The 19495-nt window shown below is 64.6% G+C and carries 17 protein-coding genes and 1 pseudogene; 5 read left to right on the forward strand and 13 right to left on the reverse strand.

What is annotated here, in order from left to right:
- Positions 1 to 136 precede the first annotated feature (136 nt).
- A complete protein-coding gene (locus N430_RS12640; protein ID WP_110637647.1) occupies positions 137 to 511 on the forward strand; it encodes a low affinity iron permease family protein in 375 nt (124 codons plus the stop codon).
- A gap of 22 nt (positions 512 to 533) precedes the next feature.
- The gene (locus tag N430_RS12645) at positions 534 to 1085 is read left to right on the forward strand and encodes an ATP-dependent Clp protease proteolytic subunit (protein ID WP_110637646.1); all 552 of its coding nucleotides are present in this window, start codon (positions 534 to 536) and stop codon (positions 1083 to 1085) included.
- Positions 1086 to 1106: 21 nt separating this feature from the next.
- On the opposite strand, the gene N430_RS12650 is transcribed toward N430_RS12645, so the two are convergent.
- The gene (locus N430_RS12650) at positions 1107 to 4871 is read right to left on the reverse strand and encodes a CheR family methyltransferase (RefSeq protein WP_110637645.1); all 3765 of its coding nucleotides are present in this window, start codon (positions 4869 to 4871) and stop codon (positions 1107 to 1109) included.
- 310 nt (positions 4872 to 5181) lie between these two features.
- On the opposite strand from N430_RS12650, the gene N430_RS12655 reads away from it, so the two are divergent.
- Together N430_RS12655 and N430_RS12660 are read left to right on the forward strand one after the other, a co-directional pair.
- Positions 5182 to 5397, forward strand: a complete 216-nt coding sequence (locus tag N430_RS12655) for a general stress protein (protein ID WP_103447403.1) — start codon at positions 5182 to 5184, stop codon at positions 5395 to 5397.
- 137 nt (positions 5398 to 5534) lie between these two features.
- On the forward strand, positions 5535 to 5804 hold the full coding sequence (locus tag N430_RS12660) for a DUF6555 family protein (protein ID WP_110637644.1): 270 nt from the start codon (positions 5535 to 5537) through the stop codon (positions 5802 to 5804).
- 4 nt (positions 5805 to 5808) lie between these two features.
- Here N430_RS12660 and N430_RS12665 read toward each other — a convergent pair whose 3' ends face one another.
- Entirely contained in the window at positions 5809 to 6423 is a 615-nt protein-coding gene (locus N430_RS12665) for a response regulator transcription factor (protein ID WP_110637643.1), read from the reverse strand.
- Positions 6424 to 6539: 116 nt separating this feature from the next.
- On the opposite strand from N430_RS12665, the gene N430_RS12670 reads away from it, so the two are divergent.
- Positions 6540 to 8201, forward strand: a complete 1662-nt coding sequence (locus tag N430_RS12670) for a hybrid sensor histidine kinase/response regulator (protein ID WP_110637642.1) — start codon at positions 6540 to 6542, stop codon at positions 8199 to 8201.
- On the opposite strand, the gene N430_RS12675 is transcribed toward N430_RS12670, so the two are convergent.
- From N430_RS12675 to paaK, 11 genes and pseudogenes are all read right to left on the reverse strand, one after another.
- The gene (locus N430_RS12675; protein ID WP_110637641.1) at positions 8188 to 8487 is read right to left on the reverse strand and encodes a hypothetical protein; all 300 of its coding nucleotides are present in this window, start codon (positions 8485 to 8487) and stop codon (positions 8188 to 8190) included. The two genes, N430_RS12670 and N430_RS12675, sit on opposite strands and share 14 nt — an antisense overlap.
- Positions 8488 to 8699: 212 nt before the next feature.
- A complete protein-coding gene (gene paaZ, locus N430_RS12680; RefSeq protein WP_110637640.1) occupies positions 8700 to 10748 on the reverse strand; it encodes a phenylacetic acid degradation bifunctional protein PaaZ in 2049 nt (682 codons plus the stop codon).
- Positions 10749 to 10772: 24 nt separating this feature from the next.
- Positions 10773 to 12005 (reverse strand): OprD family porin, encoded by a 1233-nt coding sequence (locus N430_RS12685; protein WP_110637639.1) that lies wholly within the window; start codon positions 12003 to 12005, stop codon positions 10773 to 10775.
- Between the two features lie 27 nt (positions 12006 to 12032).
- Positions 12033 to 13601 (reverse strand): annotated as a pseudogene (locus N430_RS12690) (cation acetate symporter); the annotation flags it as partial.
- On the reverse strand, positions 13592 to 13900 hold the full coding sequence (locus N430_RS12695; protein WP_110637637.1) for a DUF485 domain-containing protein: 309 nt from the start codon (positions 13898 to 13900) through the stop codon (positions 13592 to 13594). The gene N430_RS12695 and the pseudogene N430_RS12690, both read right to left, overlap by 10 nt.
- A gap of 266 nt (positions 13901 to 14166) precedes the next feature.
- Positions 14167 to 15243 (reverse strand): 1,2-phenylacetyl-CoA epoxidase subunit PaaE, encoded by a 1077-nt coding sequence (gene paaE / locus N430_RS12700; RefSeq protein ID WP_110637636.1) that lies wholly within the window; start codon positions 15241 to 15243, stop codon positions 14167 to 14169.
- A 15-nt stretch (positions 15244 to 15258) separates the two neighbouring features.
- Positions 15259 to 15792: a 1,2-phenylacetyl-CoA epoxidase subunit PaaD gene (gene paaD / locus N430_RS12705; protein ID WP_110637635.1), complete on the reverse strand. Its 534-nt coding sequence runs from the start codon at positions 15790 to 15792 to the stop codon at positions 15259 to 15261.
- Entirely contained in the window at positions 15779 to 16537 is a 759-nt protein-coding gene (gene paaC, locus N430_RS12710) for a 1,2-phenylacetyl-CoA epoxidase subunit PaaC (protein ID WP_110637634.1), read from the reverse strand. Before paaC ends, paaD begins: the two co-directional genes overlap by 14 nt.
- 8 nt (positions 16538 to 16545) lie before the next feature.
- The gene (paaB, locus tag N430_RS12715) at positions 16546 to 16827 is read right to left on the reverse strand and encodes a 1,2-phenylacetyl-CoA epoxidase subunit PaaB (protein ID WP_004374528.1); all 282 of its coding nucleotides are present in this window, start codon (positions 16825 to 16827) and stop codon (positions 16546 to 16548) included.
- A gap of 25 nt (positions 16828 to 16852) precedes the next feature.
- On the reverse strand, positions 16853 to 17842 hold the full coding sequence (paaA, locus tag N430_RS12720) for a 1,2-phenylacetyl-CoA epoxidase subunit PaaA (RefSeq protein ID WP_110637633.1): 990 nt from the start codon (positions 17840 to 17842) through the stop codon (positions 16853 to 16855).
- 273 nt (positions 17843 to 18115) lie between these two features.
- Positions 18116 to 19435: a phenylacetate--CoA ligase PaaK gene (gene paaK, locus N430_RS12725; RefSeq protein WP_110637632.1), complete on the reverse strand. Its 1320-nt coding sequence runs from the start codon at positions 19433 to 19435 to the stop codon at positions 18116 to 18118.
- Between the last annotated feature and the right edge of the window lie 60 nt (positions 19436 to 19495).

The following is a 19495-nucleotide window of genomic DNA, read 5'->3' on the forward strand; positions in this document are numbered from 1 at the left end:
ACTCAACGTGCGACCGGAGCAGGGTTGTGAGGGTTCAGCCCAATTGATCGAAGGCAGCGCTGCCACCCCGAGTTGAACTTTGCCGGCGCCAGCGATTCCACCGCATAGCGGATATGCAGCGCAGGAGACCGTCGGGATGAAATTCGATCGTTTCTGTCAGTGGCTGGCGAACTGGACCGGGCGACCGCTGGCGTTCGGTGTCGCCTTCCTGTTGATTCTGGTCTGGGGCATCACCGGGCCGCTGTTCGATTTCAACGACACCTGGCAACTGGTGATCAACACCTCGACCACCATCATCACCTTCCTGATGGTGTTCCTGATCCAGAACACCCAGAACCGCGACAACGACGAACTGCATATCAAGATTGACGAATTGCTGCGCACCACCCGCAAGGCGCACAAGGCCTTGCTCGACCTCGAGGACATGGACCCGGCCGAGCTGCATGCCTTGCGCAAGCAGTACCAGCAGATGGCCGGGCGCGGCGACGATGGGCAGAAAACCAAGGAATGACCTGCCACAACCGGAGGCAAGCATGGCCAGACATATCATTCACTTTACCGGGCCGATCAACTCATCCACCTGCGGCAACCTGATCAACACCTGCTCGCGCGCCCTGCAGCAGGGCGCCGACGTGCTGCAGTTGAACATTGCGACCATGGGCGGCGAGTGCAGCTATGGCTTCACCCTGTACAACTTCCTGCGGGCCCTGCCGATCAGGCTGCACACCCATAACCTCGGCACTGTCGAGTCCATGGGCAATATCCTGTTCCTGGCAGGTGAGCACCGCACGGCGTGCAGCTACAGCAAGTTCCTGTTCCACCCGTTCCACTGGACGCTGCATGGCTCGGTGGACCATGCGCGCATGGCCGAATATGCCATGAGCCTGGATTACGACTTGCGCCTTTATGCGCAGATCGTCGCCGAGCGCACTGAAGGCAGCAGCGAAGTGCTGGATGTGCCGCGCTACCTGATGGCCTACCCGCGGATACTGGGGCCCAAGGAGGCGCTGGACAGCGGGATGATCCACGCCATCGACGAAATGCCGATCGAACCGGAGGTCAATCAGTGGAGCGTGCATGCCTGAGCGCCGAACCCTTGTGGCGGCTTAGTAGGGCACCGATCCGCTAAGCGCCTCGATGGCCTCGACCAGTTCGTCATAGCCCACGGGCTTGTTCAGGTGACGATCGAAGCCGGACTGCCGTGACTTGTACTGGTCGGCGCTGGCACCGTAGCCGGTGAGGGCGATCGCCGGCGTATGGCGCAGATGAGCATGGCCGCGCAGGGCCTTGATCAGCGCGTGACCGTCCATGCGCGGCATGCCGATGTCCGAGATGATGACGTCATAGTGGCCGCTGGCCGCCGCTTCCAGGGCTTTCAGCGGGTCGCTGTAGGCAGCGACTTCAGCGCTTTCCATCTCCAGCAACTCCTGCATCACCTCCAGCACGTCGGGCGAGTCGTCGACCAGCAATATCACGGTGCCTTGCAGCCGCCCCTCGCTGAACGCTTCGGGGGCGTCGGCGCGCAGCGGCAAGCCGGGGTCGCACAACGGCAGGCGGACGGTAAAGGTGCAGCCCTTGCCCAGCCCCGCCGAGCTGGCCTCGACACTGCCGCCATGCGCTTCGGCGAGCTGGCGAACCAGTGACAGGCCAATACCCAGCCCTTCGCGGCCATGGCTGGGCAGTTGCGGCGTGGCCTGGCTGAACAGGTCGAAGATATGCTCCAGGTCGTCTTTGTTCAGGCCCACGCCCTGGTCGATCACCTGCAGGCGTGCCTGGGTGTCGTCGTGGCTCAGCACGAGGCGAATGTCAGTGCCTGGCGGGCTGAACTTCAGCGCGTTGTTCAGCAGGTTCCAGATGATCTGCTCCAGCCGCGTCACGTCGCCATCAATCAGCAGAGGCAGGTCATCGGCAGGCATCTCCAGGCGCATCGGGCAAGGGTGCTGCTCGCTCAATACCACGGCATGGATGCCCCGGACGATGGCGCTGAGGTCCACCGGTTCGGTCTTGAGTTTGAGCTTGCCGGTACGAATGCGCGCTACGTCGAGCAAGTCATCGATGATCCGGGCCTGGCTGGAAACGGCTTCGCAGATGGTGCCAACGGCCTTGCTGGCAGCGCCGATGCTCTTGATCGTGGGCAGCCGGCGGAGGATTTCGGCATTGAGCTGAATCAGGTTGAGCGGGTGTTTCAGTTCGTGGGACATCACCGCGAAGAACTCGTCCTTCATGTGGCTGGAGCTCTGCGATTCGGCCAGTTGCTTGCTCAGGCGCTCTTCACCCAGGCGCACACGTTCTTCGGCGGCGTGGTTCTTGCTGATGTCGATGAACGTCAGCACGGTGCCGTCGATCTTCTGCTCGCTGGAGCGATAGGGCAGCAGGCGCGCCAGGTACCAGTGGTTGTCCTGGGCGCCGATCTCGCGCTCGATGGTGGTTTCGCCCTTGGCCACGGCGCGGGCGTCATCGGCCAGGGCCGGGTAATCGAGACGGTGGGTGATGTCCAGCAGCGAACGGCCGGTATCCACCGGCAGCATGTTGAACAGGTCGGTGGCGCGCGGGGTGAACCAGCGAATGTGCAGGTTGCGGTCGACGAACACCGTGGCGATGTCGGTCGAGGCGATCAGGTTGCTCAGGTAGTCGTTGACCTTGTCGGTCTCCTCGACTTTGTTCTTGAGCTCGTAGTTGACGGTGAGCAGCTCCTCGTTGATCGACTGCAGCTCTTCCTTGCTGGTTTCCAGCTCTTCGCTGGCCGAGCGCAGCTCTTCGTTGATGGCCTGCATTTCTTCGTTGGAGGCGGTCAGCTCTTCGCTGGAAATTTCCGACTGCTCGATGGTTTCCTGCAATTGCAGGCGAGTACGCTGCAGTTCGCGCTCCAGGTTGTTCAGGACCATGCTGTCGGTCTGTCGGATGACGCCCGGCAGTGGCAAGGACGGGTCGGGTGCACGCTCTTCGAACACCACCAGCAGGCACTCGCCGGGGCTGAGGTCGTCCTTGAAGGGCTGCACGGTGATCTCCACCTGCTGCCGGTGTTCACCGTCGCCAAGGTCGACCGGCCGCGAGGTGACCGCCTCGGTGCCCTGGCGGGCCTGGAACAGCGTGCTGCGCAAGGCCAGGCGCAGGCTCGGCAGCACCAGGTTGAGCAGGTTGCGGCTCGGCTCGCCGGCGGCCAGCTGCAGGTAGCGCCCGACACCGTCGCTCATGTGCAGGATATTGCCGTCGCCATCGATGATCAGGCTCGGCGGCGTGCGCCGGGCCAGGGCCCGATGGTGGATCTCGGCATAGGACGGCTTGCGCCCGGGCTTGGCCTTGTCCTGCAGGTCCTGGACGATATTAGCCAGGTTCGCACCGGGCAGCTGCCGGCCTGAGCTGCGCCCGGCCGAGCTGACCTCCCGGGCGCGGAAGATGCGGTTGCGCTTGTCCACCGGGACGAACAGCTCACCGGCCACATCGGCCGACTCGGACGTGCCGAGGAACAGGTAGCCGCCGCTGCGCAGGGCATAGTGGAACATCTGCAGGATGTCGTGCTGGACTTCGCGGTCGAGGTAGATCAGCAGGTTGCGGCAGACGATCAGGTCGATCTGCGAGAACGGCGGGTCGGACAGCAGGTTGTGGCGGGCGAACAGCACCTTCTCCCGGACCTCCTTGCGCACCCGGTAATGCTGGTCTTCCTTGACGAAGAACTGGCGCAGCCGGGTGGGCGGCACGTCGGTGACGATCGCCTCGGGATAGGCGCCCGTGCGGGCGATGCCGATGGCGCGTTCGTCGAGGTCGGTGGCGAACACCTGGACCTTGCTGGCACGCTGTTCCAGGGCCAGCTGCTCACACACCAGCATGGCCAGGCTGTAGGCCTCTTCGCCGGTGGAGCAACCGGCAGACCAGACGCGGATCTCGCGATTGTCCTCACCTTCGCTGACCAGTTGCGGCAGTACATGGCGCTCCAGCGATTCGAACGCCTCGCGGTCGCGGAAGAAGTTGGTCACGCCGATCAGCATGTCGCCCAGCAAGGCCGTGGCTTCGCTGGCGTGTTGCTCCAGGTAGCGCAGGTAGCCGCCCAGGTCGGTCTGCCCGGTCACGTGCAGGCGGCGTTCGATCCGCCGCAGCACGGTGGCGCGCTTGTAATGCTGGAAGTCGTGGCCGGTGGCAGTGCGCAGCTGCAGCAATATCTCTTCAAGCAAGGGCTCTGCGGCCTGGGCATCGCCGGCCCGGGTGCCCAGGGGTGGCGGCAGGGTATCGTCTTCGATCTCCGGCAATTTCACCTGGCGCGCCGTGCGCCACAGTTCCGTCAACTTCTGCGGCATCTCGGCAGCCGGCAGCACCAGGTCGACCATGCCGGTTTCGATGGCGGCGCGCGGCATGCTGTCGTACTGGGCGTCATCCGGGGTCTGCACCAGGGTCACGCCGCCTTGTTCCTTGATTCGCGACAGGCCGACCGCGCCATCGGCACCAGTGCCCGACAGCACCACGCAGAAGGCGTGGTCCTTGTGCACGTCGGCCAGGTCACGGAAGAACAGGTCGATGGCCACATGGTCACCGCGCCGGCGGTTGGCCGGGGTGACACGCAGGTAGCCATCGTTGGTGGAGAGGCGGTTGGCCGGGGAGATCACATAGACATGGTTGCGTTCGATCGGCACTGGCTCGGTGACCTGGCGCACCGGCATCGGCGTGGCTTCCTGGATGATCCGGTCGGCCACGCTCTGGTGGTCGGGCGACAGGTGCAGCACCACCACGAAGGCCATGCCGCAGTCACTGGGCATCTGCTGGAAGAAGGTGCGGATGGCCTCCAGCCCGCCCGCCGAGGCACCGATGCCGACCACCGGAAAATCCAGGTGGCTGGGGCTTAGCGCGGGGTTTTGCGGCGATGCCGGTTGCTCAGTCATGGAGATGCCTTGTGCAGACCTCAAAGGTGGCCCGTTGAAGCATCGCCGGGCAGATGAGCGGGCATTATAGGCCGCTCGTCGGCTCTGCCGCGAGGTATTGCAAAGTGGGGCCGCTTGAGGGTGTGACCGTTGCCATCGAGAAAAATTGCCTGGCCAATACCTGCTGCACAAACAGCCGTGCCAAGAACCTTTCGCGCCACCGGTCAGCCACACGTAATTCGATTGAGCAGTCCCACCCATCGCCGGTTCGGAACTAAGGCATGGCACCGTTTCATGCGCCCAACCTATCCGCATCGCAAGGAGAAACGACATGGCTGGTGATCAACAACGGACCGGACAACGTGGCGGCACCAAGGAAACCAACCCAGGCAACTTCGCCAATGACCGCGAACGGGCCTCCCGTGCCGGCCACAAAGGTGGCCAGGCATCTGGCGGCAACTTCGCCAACGATCGGCAACGGGCATCGGAGGCTGGCCGCAAGGGCGGGCAGAACAGCCACGGCGGCGGCCGCCCGCATCAGCAATAGCGCCAGCGGCGTTCGCGAGGCCCGCCGGCGCCGCTGGCGGGCCGCTCTCAGTGAATGGTTCGACAATCTTTTTGAATCTTTCCCGAACGGCATCACTCAATGAAATAGTCATCCATGGAGAAGAGGAGGGCCGCGTGATGCCGAGTCCCCAGCTGTACATTATCGATTACCTGCTGCACGGCGAGCCGCGCAGCTTCATTATCCGGCTCGAGAAAATCGATAACGCCGAGGCCTGGCACTGGGCGAGTTGTGATGCAGGGATCGGCATCATCCCGAAATTCGGGCGAGAGAAGATCAAGAAAGTCAGCCGGCCGATGGCTGAACGCTATGGGATAACCGCCGTGAGTTGGCGGCTTTCCGGCAGCAAGCCCAGCCAGGCGGTCAGTGATTCCAGCGTGACCAGCTGAAGCGTCAGGTACCGCTGTATTTCACCGCCGCCGCCGTGCGCGATGTGACATTGAGCGCCTTGAGCAACGATGACACGTGAATGCGCACGGTGAATGGCGAGATGTCCAGGGCGCGGGCGATTTCCTTGTTGGTCTTGCCCTGGGCGATCAGCCGCAGTACCTCGTGCTGACGGTGGGTGAGCTGTTCCAGTTCGCTGGCGCTGCCCAGGCTCGGCAACAACCCCGAAGGGCTGTACCTAACCAGCACCTCGCCGTCGCGGATGGCCAGGATCGCTGCGCCGAGCTCGTCTGGCGCGACGCTTTTGCCGATGAAGCCGTCCACGCCACTGGCCATGACATGTTCGATCAGCGCCGGGTCATCGACCATCGACACGATAATCAGGGTGGTACGGCGTAACAGCTGACGCAGTTCGGCCAGCCGCTCGAGGCAATCGAGCCCCGGGAAGCGCAGGTCGAGAATCAGTGTGTCCGGTGCTTCGCCCTGGCGGGCCAGCGCCAACACCTGCTGCAGGTCGCCAGCCTCTTCGAGCTGCGCCTGCGGCAATACCCTTTGCACGGTGCGGACCATCGCTTCCCTGAACAATGGATGGTCGTCCGCCACGATGATGCGGCACGTCACGTCCTGGCACTCCCTGTGAACGGCGGTTCTTCCGACCATGCTAAGTTAGCACCCGACAACGGCAAGCGCTGCGCCAAGCGGGCGTTTATGCGACCCCGTGCACAAGGACGTCGACCATGGACTACAACAAGAACAACGAACTCGACCAGGCCAACCTGCGCGTCATCGTCGCCAGTTGCGCGCTGGTCTACATCACCGTACTGGGTTTCCTGCCGGGTGAATCGATCGACAGCTACCTGCCGGTGATCTACTACATCATCAGCTTCATCGTGCTGTCGATCGGCCTGCGCCAGGCCATCGCCCGCTGGCCGGGGCATTACCCGTGGCGGCGGGTACTGGGCATCGTGCACGACTACACCGGCACCTGCTTCGGCCTGGTGCTTGGCGGCGAAGCGGCGCTGCCGCTGTATGCGGTGATGGTCTGGGTCAACCTGGGCAACGGCATGCGCTTCGGCACCCGTTACCTGGCCATCGCCACGGTGCTGGCGCTGACCGCCCTGGTGGCGGTGTACCAGCTCAACCCTTACTGGCAGGCCAACCCGTTCATGGTGCTGATGCTGCTCACCACCAGTACGGTCATCCCGCTCTACGCCCATATGCTGCTGGAGCGCACGCGCAAGGCCTCTGAGCTGGCAATGGCCGCCACCCGGGAGAAATCGCGCTTCCTGGCCCAGGCCAGCCACGACCTGCGCCAACCGATCCACTCCATCGGCCTGTTCACTGCCTGCCTGCGCGAAGCGCCACTGGCGGAGCAGGAGCGGCGCCTGGTGGACAGCATCGACCGCTCGCTGCTCAACGTGTCGCAGTTGTTCCGCTCGATCCTCGACCTGTACACGCTGGACAATGGCCGGGTGCAACCGAAGTACGAGGCCTTTGCGTTGCATGAGTTTCTTGCCGAACTGCTGCGCCAGAACGCCGAGGCGGCGCGCTGGGCGGGCGTCGAGATGCACTTGCGCCCTTGCGCGTACTGGACCCACGCCGACCGCGGCATGCTCGCCACCATGGTGCAGAACGTGCTGTCCAACAGCTTCAAGTACGCCGCCCAGCGGCCGCTGCTGATCGGCGTGCGGCGTCAGGGCCAGGCGCTGGCCATCGTGGTCTATGACCAGGGGCGCGGGATCGATGAGGTGCATCAGGGTTTGGTCTTCGAAGAGTTCTACCGGGTGCGCCAGGTGCGTGACAAGGACGTCGAAGGGGTTGGCCTGGGCCTTTCGATCGTCAAGCGCCTGGGGCGTCTGATGGGGTTGCAGGTGCAGCTGCGTTCTCGCGTAGGCCACGGTACGGCCGTCAGCCTGCAGGGCTTGCCGCGGCTGGCCGCACAGCCATTGCCACAACGTAGCGAACAGCACCTGTTGCAGGGTGCCATGCTTGGCGGGCTGAAGGTGTGCCTGGTGGAGGATGATCACAACGTGTTGCGTGCGACCTCGGCGCTGCTGCAGCGTTGGGGCTGCGAAGTTGAAGCGCATGGTTCACCCATGGGATTGGTCAGCCAGTGTGACGTGATCGTCGCCGACTACGACCTGGGCCAGGAGGCCACCGGGGTCGATTGCATCGACAGCTTGCGGGCGCAGCGGGGCAGGGAAGTGCCGGCCTTGATCATGACCGGGCATGACCTGGAGAAGATCCAGGCGATTGTGCAGGGGCGCAATATCGCAATCTTGTCCAAGCCGGTGCGCCCGGCGGAATTGCGCGCAGCCCTGCGGGCCTTGCGCGAGGTGCCGGCGGCGCCGGAGCTGGAGCGCGGCGCCGGGGGCAGCGGCAGCATCACTGCAGGATGATCGCCTGGCCTTCCTTCAGGCAGGACGGGGTGGGCTCATACAGGCCCATGCTGCCGACCGCGACGATGGCGCCGCTGGGCATCTGGCAGTTGTATTCGCCCTTGGCGGTGGTGACGGTGTAGTAGGTGAGGGTGCTGTCGTTGCGCACGTTGGCGACCTTGGTAACCGGGGTGTTGAGCGCGAATTCGGCGCGTTCCTTGAGGGTCTGGTCGGAAGGTTTGATGGTCTGGCAGCCGGCGACGGTGAACAGGACGGCAGCGCTCAGCAGGAGCTTGGCGGGTTTCATGGTGGAGGCTTCCTTGGCGTGGGGTGTGGCGGATGGCCGGACTATAGCGCCGAGGAGCGGACAGGGCATTAGGGCGGATGTACGAGGTGGCTATGTGCCTCTATGTGGCGCCTGTGCCGGCCTCTTCGCGGCTAAAGCCGCTCCCACCGGGTGAGCGCGATCCCTGTGGGAGCGGCTTTAGCCGCGAAGAGGCCGGCACAGCCAACCCGTTGTTACTTCTTCAGCACCAGGGTCAGAATGTCATAGCTAGCCACCAGCTCACCCAGCTGGTTGGTCACCTCCACATCCCACGCGACAACGCCTTGCGGCTGCCCCAGCGGGCTGGTCTTGCCCTGGTCGATCTTGCGCTTGCAGGTCAGCCTCGCCTGGATGGTGTCACCGATCCCCACCGGGTTGATGAAGCGCAGGGTGTCCAGCCCGTAGTTGGCCAGCACCGGCCCAGCACCCGGTGAGACGAACAGCCCGGCCGCAGCGGAGAGCACGAAGTAGCCATGGGCGATGCGCTTGCCGAACTGCGATTCCTTGGCCGCGATCTCGTCGAAGTGCATGTAGAAGTGGTCACCCGACAGGCAACCGAAGTTGACCAGGTCGGCTTCGGTCACGGTGCGACGGTGGGTCAGCAGCGATTCACCGATGCGCAGGTCGTCGAAGTAACGGCGGAACGGGTGCACTTCGGTCTCGATCACTTCGGCGCCACGCACGTATTCACCGGTGACAGCGGTCAGCATGCTCGGCGAGCCCTGTACCGCGGCACGTTGCAGGTAGTGCTTGACTGCGCGCAGGCCACCCAACTCTTCGCCACCCCCGGCGCGGCCCGGGCCGCCGTGCTTGAGCTGCGGCAGCGGCGAGCCGTGGCCGGTGGATTCCTTGGCGGCTTCACTGTCGAGCACCAGCAGGCGCCCGTGCCAGGCAGCCGCCGCAGGGATGGCTTTGGCGGCCACGGCGCGGTCGGCGGTGACCAGGGTCGCCACCAGGCTGCCTTTGCCGCGGGCGGCCAGGGCCAGGGCCTCATCCAGATCGCCATAGGCCATCAGCGTGCTGACCGGGCCGAACGCCTCGATATCGTGGGCACCGCCTTCGGCATGCGGGTCGCGGGCCAGCAACAGGGTCGGGGCGAAAAACGCGCCCTCGGCGACGCCTTCACCACGCGGGGCAAAGCCATCGCTGGTACCGAACAGCTGGTCACAGCTCTGCAGCAGGCTGCGCACGCGCTCGCCGACGTCGCGCTGCTGGTCATGGGAGGCCAGCGCACCCATGCGCACGCCTTCCACTGAAGGGTCACCGACCACGACCTTGCTCAGGCGCTCGCGCAGTCGGGTAGCCACCGCGTCGATGTGCCTGGCCGGGACGATGGCGCGGCGAATGGCGGTGCACTTCTGCCCGGCCTTGGTGGTCATTTCCCGCGCCACTTCCTTGATGTACAGCTCGAACTCTTCGCTGTCCGGGCTGACATCCGGGCCGAGGATGGCGCAGTTGAGCGAGTCGGCCTCGGCGGTGAACGGTACCGAGTTACGGATCAGGTTGGGCGTGACGCGCAGCTTCGCGGCAGTGTCGGCGGAGCCGGTGAAGGTCACCACGTCCTGGCCCTGCAGGCGGTCGAGCAGGTCGCCGGTGCTGCCGATCACCAGTTGCAGGCTGCCTGCCGGCAGCAGGCCGGAATCGTTCATCAGGCGCACCACGGCTTCGGTCAGGTAGCTGGTCGAGGTCGCGGGCTTGACGATGCACGGCATGCCGGCCAGGAAGGTCGGCGCGAATTTCTCCAGCATGCCCCAGATCGGGAAGTTGAAGGCGTTGATGTGCACGGCCACGCCGGCGCGCGGCACCAGGATGTGGCTACCGGCGAAGTGGCCCTGCTTGCCCAGCGGGATCGCCGGCCCTTCGTGTACCAGGTTGCCCGACGGCAGTTCACGGCTGCCGATGCCGGCATAGCTGAACAGCGTGGCGTTGCCGCCCTCGATGTCGATCCAGCTGTCGGCGCGGGTGGCGCCGCTGTGGTGCGACAGGGCGTAGAGCTGTTCCTTGCGCTCGGCCAGGTACAAGGCCAGGGCCTTGAGGCGCTGGGCGCGTTGCTGGAAGTCCATGGCCATCAGCTCGGCCAGGCCACGCGCGCGGGCAAAGTCCACGGCTTCGGCGAAATCCGGGCGTTCTTCGTGGCTGTAGGCCAGGACGTGGCCGTCCAGGGCGCTGCGCAGGGCCTGGGCGCCGTGCTGGCCGATCCAGCGGCCAGCAATGAAGCTCTGCAGGGTTGGGGCGTCAGACATGCTGTTTTCCTCTTGTGGGCGCTGTTACCACAGCGCCAGGGTGTAGCCGATGATCAGGCGGTTTTCGTCCACGGCATTGGTCAGGCCATTGCCGGAACGGAAGGTGACGTTGCGCCAGCGCAGGCTGACGTCCTTGAACGGGCCGCTCTGGATGACATAGGTGAGGTCGGTGTCGCGTTCGCGCTCACGGCCGTTGCTGACCGTGGCGGTTTCGGCATGGCGGCCGTCGGTGTAGCGGGTCATGAAGCTCAGGCCGGGGATGCCCATGGCGACGAAGTCGTAGTCGTAGCGCAGCTGCCACGAGTCCAGCCCGGCGCGGGTGAAGGTGTTGTAGGTGACCAGGTTGACGGTGAACGGGTCGCCGCCGTTGACGAACGGGAACGCACTGTCACCGGACATCTGCTGCCAGGTGGCGGTGAACTTGTGGGCCCGCACGCCGAGGGTGAACATGGCGTTGAAGTTGCGGTTGTCGATGTTGCCGGCGCGCTCGGCGCCGTCGTTGCGGCTGTCGAAGTAGCGCAGGTCGCTGCGCAGGCTCAGGCCTTCGCCCAGCGGGCGGGTGTCGATCAGGCCGACGAACTGCTGGCGGTAGATGTCTTCAAGTTTGGCGTAGTAATAGCTGACGCTGGTCTGCGGGGTGAGCGCGTAGCTGCCGCCACCGAAGTCGAGGTGGTCGCTGGTGGCGGCGCCATAGCCCATGTCGTCGCGGCCGGATGAATCGCGCAGATTGACCTTGCTCAGGCGCCCGGCGTTGACGGTCAGGCCGTCGATGTCCTGGCTGGTCAGCTGGCCGCCCTGGAAGGTCGAGGCCAGCAGGCGGGTGTCGTTGTACACCACCACCGGCAGGATCGGCTGCAGCGTGCCCAGGCGCAGGGTGCTCTTGGAGACGCGCACTTTGCCGGTCAGGCCCAGCTCGCTGTAGTCATCGACCGGCTCATGGCTGTTTGGGCCGAATGGCAGCAGGCCGGTGTTGCGCCGGTCAGGGCTGGAGTCGAGCTTGACGCCCAGCTGGCCCATGGCATCGAGGCCGAAACCGACCATGCCGTCGGTGAAGCCCGATTCCACTTTCGCGGTAAAGCCCTGGGCCCATTCCTCGGCCTTGGCCTGGGGCGCGTTACTCTGGCGGAAGTCGCGGTTGATGTAGTGATTGCGCAGTTCCAGCCGTGCGTGGCTGTCGTCGATGAAGTCCGCCAGGGCCGGGAGCGGCAGGGCGAGGGTGGCCAACCAGGCGGCCGATTTCAGGTGCGTGCGGTTCATTGTTGTTATACCCGACAGAGTCAAAGATCAGTGCTTGCTGGCGCCGGCGGCGCCGATACCGGTCATGGAGCGGATGAACTGCGCCAGGTAGCGGCCGCGTTCTTCCTTGGCCCGCTCCGAGCTGTCAGTGACCGAGAACGCCCAGGCGCTGAGGAATGCCAGGCTCATCGAGAACAGCGCCGGGTTGCTGTACGGGAACAGCGCCGTTTCGTTGTGCAGCACGTTGACCCACACCGCCGGGCCGAGCACAACCAGCAGCACCGCCGACACCAGCCCGGCCATGCTGCCGCACACCGCGCCACGGGTGGTCAGCCCCTTCCAGAACATCGAAAGCAGCAGCACCGGGAAGTTGACCGAGGCCGCCACCGCCAGCACCAGGCCGGACAGGAAGGCGATGTTCTGCGACTCGAACACCAGGCCCAGCACCACCGCGAGCAGGCCGATCACCAAGGTGGCGATCCGCGACACGCGCATTTCTTCCTGCTCGGTGGCCTGGCCCTTGCGTACCACGCAGGCATACAGGTCATGGGACACCGCAGAAGCACCGGACAGCGCCAGGCCAGCCACCACCGCCAGGATGGTGGCGAAGGCCACGGCCGAGATGAAGCCGAGGAACAGGTTGCCGCCCACGGCCTGGGCCAGGTGCACGGCGACCATGTTGCCGCCACCGATGATCGCGCCTGCCGCGTCGCGATACGCAGGCTCGGTACCGACCATGACGATGGCGCCGAAGCCGATGACGATCAGCAGCAGGTAGAAGTAGCCGATGAAGCCGGTGGCGTAGAACACGCTCTTGCGTGCTTCCTTGGCGTCGCTGACGGTGAAGAAGCGCATCAGGATATGCGGCAGGCCGGCAGTGCCGAACATCATGCCCAGGCCCAGCGAAATCGCATCCACCGGGTTCGACAGCAGGCCGCCCGGGGCCATGATCGCCTGGCCCTTGGCATGCACCGCCACGGCGCTGGCGAACATCGCTTCGGTGCTGAAGCCAAAGTGCTTGAGCACCATGAAGGCCATGAAGGTGGTACCGGACAGCAGCATCACCGCCTTGATGATCTGTACCCAGGTGGTGGCGAGCATGCCGCCGAAGGTGACGTAGGCGACCATCAGCACGCCGACCAGCATCACCGCATACAGGTAGCTGATGCCGAACAGCAGCTCGATCAGCTTGCCGGCGCCGACCATCTGCGCCACCAGGTACATCAGTGCCACCACCAGGGTGCCGAAGGCCGAGCTCAGGCGTACCGGGGTCTGCGCCAGGCGGTAGGAAACCACATCGGCGAAGGTGTACTTGCCCAGGTTGCGCAGGCGCTCGGCGATCAGGAACAGAATGATCGGCCAGCCGGCCAGCACGCCCAGGGCATACAGCAGGCCGTCGTAGCCGTTCATGAACATCATCGCGGAAATGCCGAGGAACGACGCCGCGCTGATCATGTCCCCGGCAATCGCCAGGCCGTTCTGCATGCCGCTCAGGCCGCCCCCGGCGGTGTAGAAGTCACTGGCCGAACGGGTGCGCAGGGCTGCCCAGCGGGTCACCAGCAAGGTGAAGCAGACGAACACCATGAACATCGAAATGGCAGTCCAGTTCATTGCGCGCACTCCTGCTTGAGCTTGTCGTTGAGCGGGTCAAGCACGTTGTTGGCGCGGTGCACGTAAATGCCGGTGAGGGCGAAGGACAGCAGCACCATCAGCACGCCGACCAGCATGCCGACGGTGGTCACGCCGCCGCTCAGGGACTGGCCGAGGGTGCTGGGGGAGAACGCCACCAGCAGGACGAAGCCGTAGTAGATCACCAGCATGGCCAGGGTCAGGCTGCCGTTGAGGCGGCGTTTGCGCCGCACCAGGTGCTGGAAGTCGGGGTGGTTGCTGATGCTTTCGATGTGTTCCGGGGTCATGGCAAGCGATCTCTTTTGTTTTGTAATTGTTTTCTTGAGGTCACGCGGGTGTTGCAATGCGGTGCTGCTTACTGCTGGGGTGGCCTTTGTGGGATCTGCCTTTTGTGGGAGCGGCCTTGCGTCGCGAAAGGGCCGCAGCGCGGCCCCAGGATCTTGGCCCTGAGCACAGATTGCCGGGGCTGCTGCGCAGCCCTTTCGCGACGCAAGGCCGCTCCCACAGGGATCGAGCGAGCTTTAAAAATTGAGCAAGACAGTTGCTCCCACAATCAGAGCTGGTCGAAGTCGAGCACCACCTTGTCGCTCACCGGGTAGGTCTGGCACGACAGCACATAGCCGGCCGCCACTTCGTAGTCCTCCAGGGCATGGTTGCTGTCCATCTCCACTTCGCCCTCGATCACCCGGCACTTGCAGGTCGAGCACACGCCGGCCTTGCACGAGTAGGGCAGTTCGGCGCCGATGGCGTTGCCGGCATCCAGCACGTTCTGGGTATTGCGCGGCAGGTCGAAGCTCAGCGCCCGGCCGTCGCTGATCACGGTGATATGGCTGAGTGCCGAATCCACCTGGCGTGCGGCCTCGCGGGCTTCGCGGCGGGCCTCGTTGCCGGCGGCGGCGAACAGTTCGAAATGGATACGCTCCTTGGCCATGCCGTTGGCCTGCAGGCTGTCGCGCACGGTCTCGGTCATCGCCTGCGGGCCGCAGATGAAGGCGGCATCGAGGCTGGAAACGTCCATCCAGCGCGAGAACAGCTGGCCGCACTTGTCGGCGTCGATGCGGCCGTTGTACAGGTCGACATCCTGTTGCTCGCGGCTGAACACGAAAATCAGGTTGAGGCGGTCGAGGTAACGGTTCTTCAGGTCTTCGAGCTTGTCGCGGAACAGCGCCCCGGAACTGGAGCGGTTGCCGTACAGCAGGGTGAAGCGGCTGTGCGGTTCGCTGGCCAGGGTGGTGGCGATGATCGACAGGATCGGCGTGATGCCACTGCCGGCGGCCACGCCCAGGTAATTGCCCTGGCGCGCCGGGTCCAGCGGCACGAAGAAGCTGCCCGAGGGCGGCATCACTTCCAGCTGCTGGCCGGCCTTGAGCACTTCGTTGGCGAAGGCCGAAAAGCGCCCGCCAGGCACGCGCTTGACGGCCACCCGCAGCTCGCCGTCCTGCACGGCGCTGCAGATGGAGTAGGAGCGGCGGACTTCTTCATTGTCGAGCTGGGTGCGCATCACCAGGTACTGGCCCTGGGTGAAGCGGAAGGCCTCCTGCAGGTGCGCCGGTACGTCGAAGGCGATCGACACCGCATCACGGGTTTCGTTACGCACTTGCTTGATGGTCAGGCTGTGAAACTGGCTCATGGTGGTCTCCACGGCTCAAATGCATTTGAAATAGTCGAACGGCTCCAGGCACTCGCGGCAGCGGTACAGCGCCTTGCAGGCCGTGGAGCCGAACTGGCTGAGCAATTCGGTGTGGTGGCTGCCGCATTGCGGGCAGCACACCTCGGGGGCCTCGCCGAGCAGGCTGCGCTTGCTGGCGCTGCCTTGGGGCGGGGCGATGCCATAGGCGCGCAGGCGTTCGCGGCCCAGTTCGCTGATCCAGTCGGTGCTCCAGGCCGGGGTCAGCCTGCGCTCCAGGTCTGGCGCGGCGAACCCGGCCTGTTCCAGCGCCAGGCGGATATCGCCCTCGATCACCTCGGTGGCCGGGCAGCCGGAGTAGGTCGGCGTGACCACAAGGTGCAAGTGGCCAGCACGCCAGTCGAGGTCGCGCACAATCCCCAGGTCGACCACGCTGACCACGGGCACTTCCGGGTCCATCACCTGGCCCAGTACCTCCCAGGCCCGCGCCAGGTCGTCGCCGCGTGGCGCACGGGCGCCGCGGTCGCCGGCAATCAGCTCACCAGGTTGCATCGGGGTAGGCCCTTGGCAGGAACTGCATCTCGGCCAGCAGCAGGCCCAGGTGCTCGGTGTGCAGGCCCTGGCGGCCGCTCAGGTAGAAGTGGCTGGCGGCCTTGGGCAGCGGCAGCTCGACTGATTCGAAGGTCGTGCTCACCTGTCTCAACCAGGCCGCGCCGACCGCAGCCGGGTCAGCCGCAATACCGGCCTGGGCCAGTTGTACTTCGTTGTCGCTGCCCGCGGTCAGTTCTACCGTGAAGCGCCACAGGGCCGGAATCGCTTCGAGCATGCGCCGGCGGCTTTCTTCGGTGCCGCCACCCAGGCGCTGCACCCATTCGCTGGAACGGCGCAGGTGATAGGTGACCTCCTTCAAGGCCTTGGCGGCAACCCCGGCGATGCGCTCGTCACGCGACTCGACCAGGCCTTGCAGCACGGCGTAGTGCCAGGCGTCGTAGAGGAACTGCTTGGTCATGGTCACGGCGAAGTCGCCATTGGGCTGCTCGACCAGCAGCAGGTTGCGGTAGGCGCGCTCGTCGCGGCGGAACGCCAGGGCATCGGCGTCGCGGCCGTCATCCAGCAGCTCGGCGGCATATTCCAGCCAGTTGCGCGCCTGGCCGACCAGGTCGAGACCGACGTTCATCAGTGCCAGCTCTTCTTCAATGGCCGGCGCGTGGCCGCACCATTCGCACAGGCGCTGGCCCTGGATCAGGGCGCTGTCGCCGAGCAGCAGCAAATACGGGATCAGATCGTGCTTGTGCATGGCCAACCTCACATGTGCCCGACTTCGTCGGGCAGTTCGTAGAAGCTGGCGTGGCGGTAGACCTTGTCGTCCGAAGGGGCGAACAGCGGGTCTTTCTCGTCGGGCGAGGAGGCGGTGATCAGTGCCGAAGGCACCACCCACAGGCTCACGCCTTCGCTGCGGCGGGTGTACAGCTCGCGGGCGTTCTCGATGGCCATGGCGGCATCGGCGGCGTGCACGCTGCCGACATGCTTGTGGTTAAGGCCGTGCTTGCTGCGCACGAACACTTCGTAGAGGGTCCAGACAGACATTTTCGATCTCCGCATCAATCGCCGCTCAGGCGGCGTTCTTGTTCTGTTGCTTGCGTGCATAGGCCACGGCCGCTTCGCGTACCCAGGCGCCATCCTCGATGGCCTTGCGCCGAGTGGCGACGCGTTCCTGGTTGCACGGGCCGTTGCCCTTGATGACTTCGTAGAACTCGTCCCACTGGATCTCGCCGAAGTCGTAGTGGCCGCGCTCGGCGTTCCACTTCAGGTGCGGATCCGGGGCGGTGCAGCCGAGCAGTTCGAGTTGGGGCACGGTCTGGTCGATGAAGCGCTGGCGCAGTTCGTCGTTGGTCTGGCGCTTGATCTTCCAGGCCATCGACTGGGCGCTGTTGGGGGAGTGTTCGTCGCTCGGGCCGAACATCATCAGTGCCGGCCACCAGAGGCGGTTGATGGCGTCCTGGACCATGTCCTTCTGCGCCTGGGTGCCCTCGCGCATCATGGTCAGCAGCAGTTCGTAGCCCTGGCGCTGGTGGAAGCTCTCTTCCTTGCAGATGCGGATCATGGCGCGGGAGTAGGGGCCGTAGGAGGTGCGCTGCAGCACCACCTGGTTGACGATGGCGGCGCCATCGACCAGCCAGCCCACGGCGCCCATGTCGGCCCAGCTCAGGGTCGGGTAGTTGAAGATGCTCGAATACTTGGCCTTGCCGCTGTGCAGCTTGGCGATTTCCTCGTCGCGGTCGGCGCCGAGGGTTTCCATGGCGCTGTACAGGTACAGGCCGTGGCCGGCTTCGTCCTGGATCTTGGCCATCAGCTGCAGCTTGCGCTTGAGGCTGGGGGCGCGGGTGACCCAGTTGCCTTCGGGCAGCATGCCGACGATTTCCGAGTGGGCGTGCTGGGAGATCTGCCGGATCAGGGTCTGGCGGTAGGCCTCGGGCATCCAGTTCTTGGCTTCGATCTTGATTTCGGCGTCGATCTTTTCCTGGAAGTTGCGCTCTTCGGGCGACATCTCTTCCAGCGACTTGACGCGCTTGACTCCGGTTTCCACTAGCTGTGCGTACATGTTCCGACTCCTGCTAAGGCATGAGTCATTTGTAAGCGATACAAAACATAACGTCAAACAGTTTTATGTGTATCAAATAAGGTTTATGTATCGCTTTGCTGTCCAAGGGGGCTGCTGCGCAGCCCTTTCGCGACGCAAGGCCGCTCCCACAGGAGACCGCAATCCCTTGTGGGAGCGGCCTTGTGTCGCGAAAGGGGCGCAAAGCGCCCCCAGCAATCCAACAGGCAAAAAAAAGCCCCGGACGATGCCGGGGCCGAAAAGGCAGCCGATGACTCAGCTGGCCAACCGTTTGTCGAACACATGGCATGCCTTGCCCTCGGACCGCTTGAGCGTGCCGCAAGGCTGCAGCAGCACTTGGGTGCTGATACCGATATAGGTCTTGATCTGCTTGCTCAGCTCCCCGACCACCAGCTTGCGCTGCGACTCATCGAGGTGCTGGCATTCCCCACGCAACTCCACATGCACCTCGACGCTGTCCAGGTTGCCATTACGATACAGATGAATCTCATAAAGCTCTGAAAGCTGTTTTATTTTCAGCACCTGTTCCTCGATCTGCGTCGGGAACACGTTCACCCCGCGAATGATCAGCATGTCGTCACTGCGCCCGGTGATCTTGCCAATGCGCCGCATCGGCCGTGCCGTGCCTGGCAGCAGGCGGGTGAGGTCGCGGGTGCGGTAGCGCACCATTGGCAGCGCCTCCTTGCTCAGCGAGGTGAACACCAGCTCGCCCAGTTGCCCGTCCGGCAGCACCGCGCCGGTCACCGGGTCGATGATCTCGGGGTAGAAGTGGTCTTCCCAGATGGTCGGGCCATCCTTGGTCTCGATGCACTCCATGGCCACGCCCGGGCCCATGATTTCCGACAGGCCATAGATGTCCAGGGCATCGATGCCCAGGCGCTGCTCGATGGAGCGGCGCAGCTCGTCGGTCCACGGCTCGGCGCCAAAGATGCCCAGGCGCAGTTTCAGGTCATGCGGGTCGATGCCCTGGCGCTCGATCTCGTCGGCGAGGTTGAGCATGTAGGACGGCGTGACCATGATGATGTCGGGCTGGAAGTCGCGGATCAGCTGCACCTGCTTCTCGGTCTGGCCGCCGGACATGGGGATCACCGTGCAGCCCAGGCGCTCGGCGCCGTAGTGGGCACCCAGGCCACCGGTGAACAGGCCATAGCCGTAGGACACATGCACCTTGTCGCCCTTGCGCCCGCCTGCGGCGCGGATCGAACGGGCGACCACGTTGGCCCAGGTGTCGATGTCGTTCTGGGTGTAGCCGACCACGGTCGGCTTGCCGGTGGTGCCGCTGGAGGCGTGCAGGCGCACCACCTCTTCCTGGGGCACGGCGAACATGCCGTAGGGGTAGTTGTCGCGCAGGTCGTTCTTGCCGGTGAAGGGGAACTTCGCCAGGTCGTCGAGGGATTTCAGGTCATCCGGGTGGGCGCCGCATTCGTCGAAGCGCTTGCGGTACAGCGGCACCTTGTCATAGGCGTGCTTCAGGCTCCAGCGCAGCCGCTCCAGCTGGTGCTGGCGCAGGGCGTCGATACTGGCGGTTTCCATCGGGTCCAGCAGGGCACGATCGGCATCATGGTACATGTTCATGGCTTCACTCGAATTGTTCTTGTACGTCGGCTGCTTGCCAGGGCAAGCGGCTTATCGTGA

It is taken from the genome of Pseudomonas sp. CC120222-01a, from assembly GCF_003097235.1.
Taxonomy (GTDB): Bacteria; Pseudomonadota; Gammaproteobacteria; order Pseudomonadales; family Pseudomonadaceae; genus Aquipseudomonas.

Bases quoted from the DNA above. Each gene is read 5' to 3' on its own strand.
- N430_RS12695 (WP_110637637.1), bottom strand. From the start codon at position 13,900: ATGACCCCGGAACACATCGAAAGCATCAGCAACCACCCCGACTTCCAG.
- paaD (WP_110637635.1), bottom strand. From the start codon at position 15,792: ATGCAACCTGGTGAGCTGATTGCCGGCGACCGCGGCGCCCGTGCGCCA.
- N430_RS12670 (WP_110637642.1), top strand. From the start codon at position 6,540: ATGGACTACAACAAGAACAACGAACTCGACCAGGCCAACCTGCGCGTC.
- paaC (WP_110637634.1), bottom strand. From the start codon at position 16,537: ATGCACAAGCACGATCTGATCCCGTATTTGCTGCTGCTCGGCGACAGC.
- paaZ (WP_110637640.1), bottom strand. From the start codon at position 10,748: ATGTCTGACGCCCCAACCCTGCAGAGCTTCATTGCTGGCCGCTGGATC.
- N430_RS12655 (WP_103447403.1), top strand. From the start codon at position 5,182: ATGGCTGGTGATCAACAACGGACCGGACAACGTGGCGGCACCAAGGAA.
- N430_RS12640 (WP_110637647.1), top strand. From the start codon at position 137: ATGAAATTCGATCGTTTCTGTCAGTGGCTGGCGAACTGGACCGGGCGA.
- paaA (WP_110637633.1), bottom strand. From the start codon at position 17,842: ATGTACGCACAGCTAGTGGAAACCGGAGTCAAGCGCGTCAAGTCGCTG.
- N430_RS12685 (WP_110637639.1), bottom strand. From the start codon at position 12,005: ATGAACCGCACGCACCTGAAATCGGCCGCCTGGTTGGCCACCCTCGCC.
- N430_RS12650 (WP_110637645.1), bottom strand. From the start codon at position 4,871: ATGACTGAGCAACCGGCATCGCCGCAAAACCCCGCGCTAAGCCCCAGC.
- paaB (WP_004374528.1), bottom strand. From the start codon at position 16,827: ATGTCTGTCTGGACCCTCTACGAAGTGTTCGTGCGCAGCAAGCACGGC.
- N430_RS12660 (WP_110637644.1), top strand. From the start codon at position 5,535: ATGCCGAGTCCCCAGCTGTACATTATCGATTACCTGCTGCACGGCGAG.
- N430_RS12645 (WP_110637646.1), top strand. From the start codon at position 534: ATGGCCAGACATATCATTCACTTTACCGGGCCGATCAACTCATCCACC.
- paaK (WP_110637632.1), bottom strand. From the start codon at position 19,435: ATGAACATGTACCATGATGCCGATCGTGCCCTGCTGGACCCGATGGAA.
- paaE (WP_110637636.1), bottom strand. From the start codon at position 15,243: ATGAGCCAGTTTCACAGCCTGACCATCAAGCAAGTGCGTAACGAAACC.
- N430_RS12675 (WP_110637641.1), bottom strand. From the start codon at position 8,487: ATGAAACCCGCCAAGCTCCTGCTGAGCGCTGCCGTCCTGTTCACCGTC.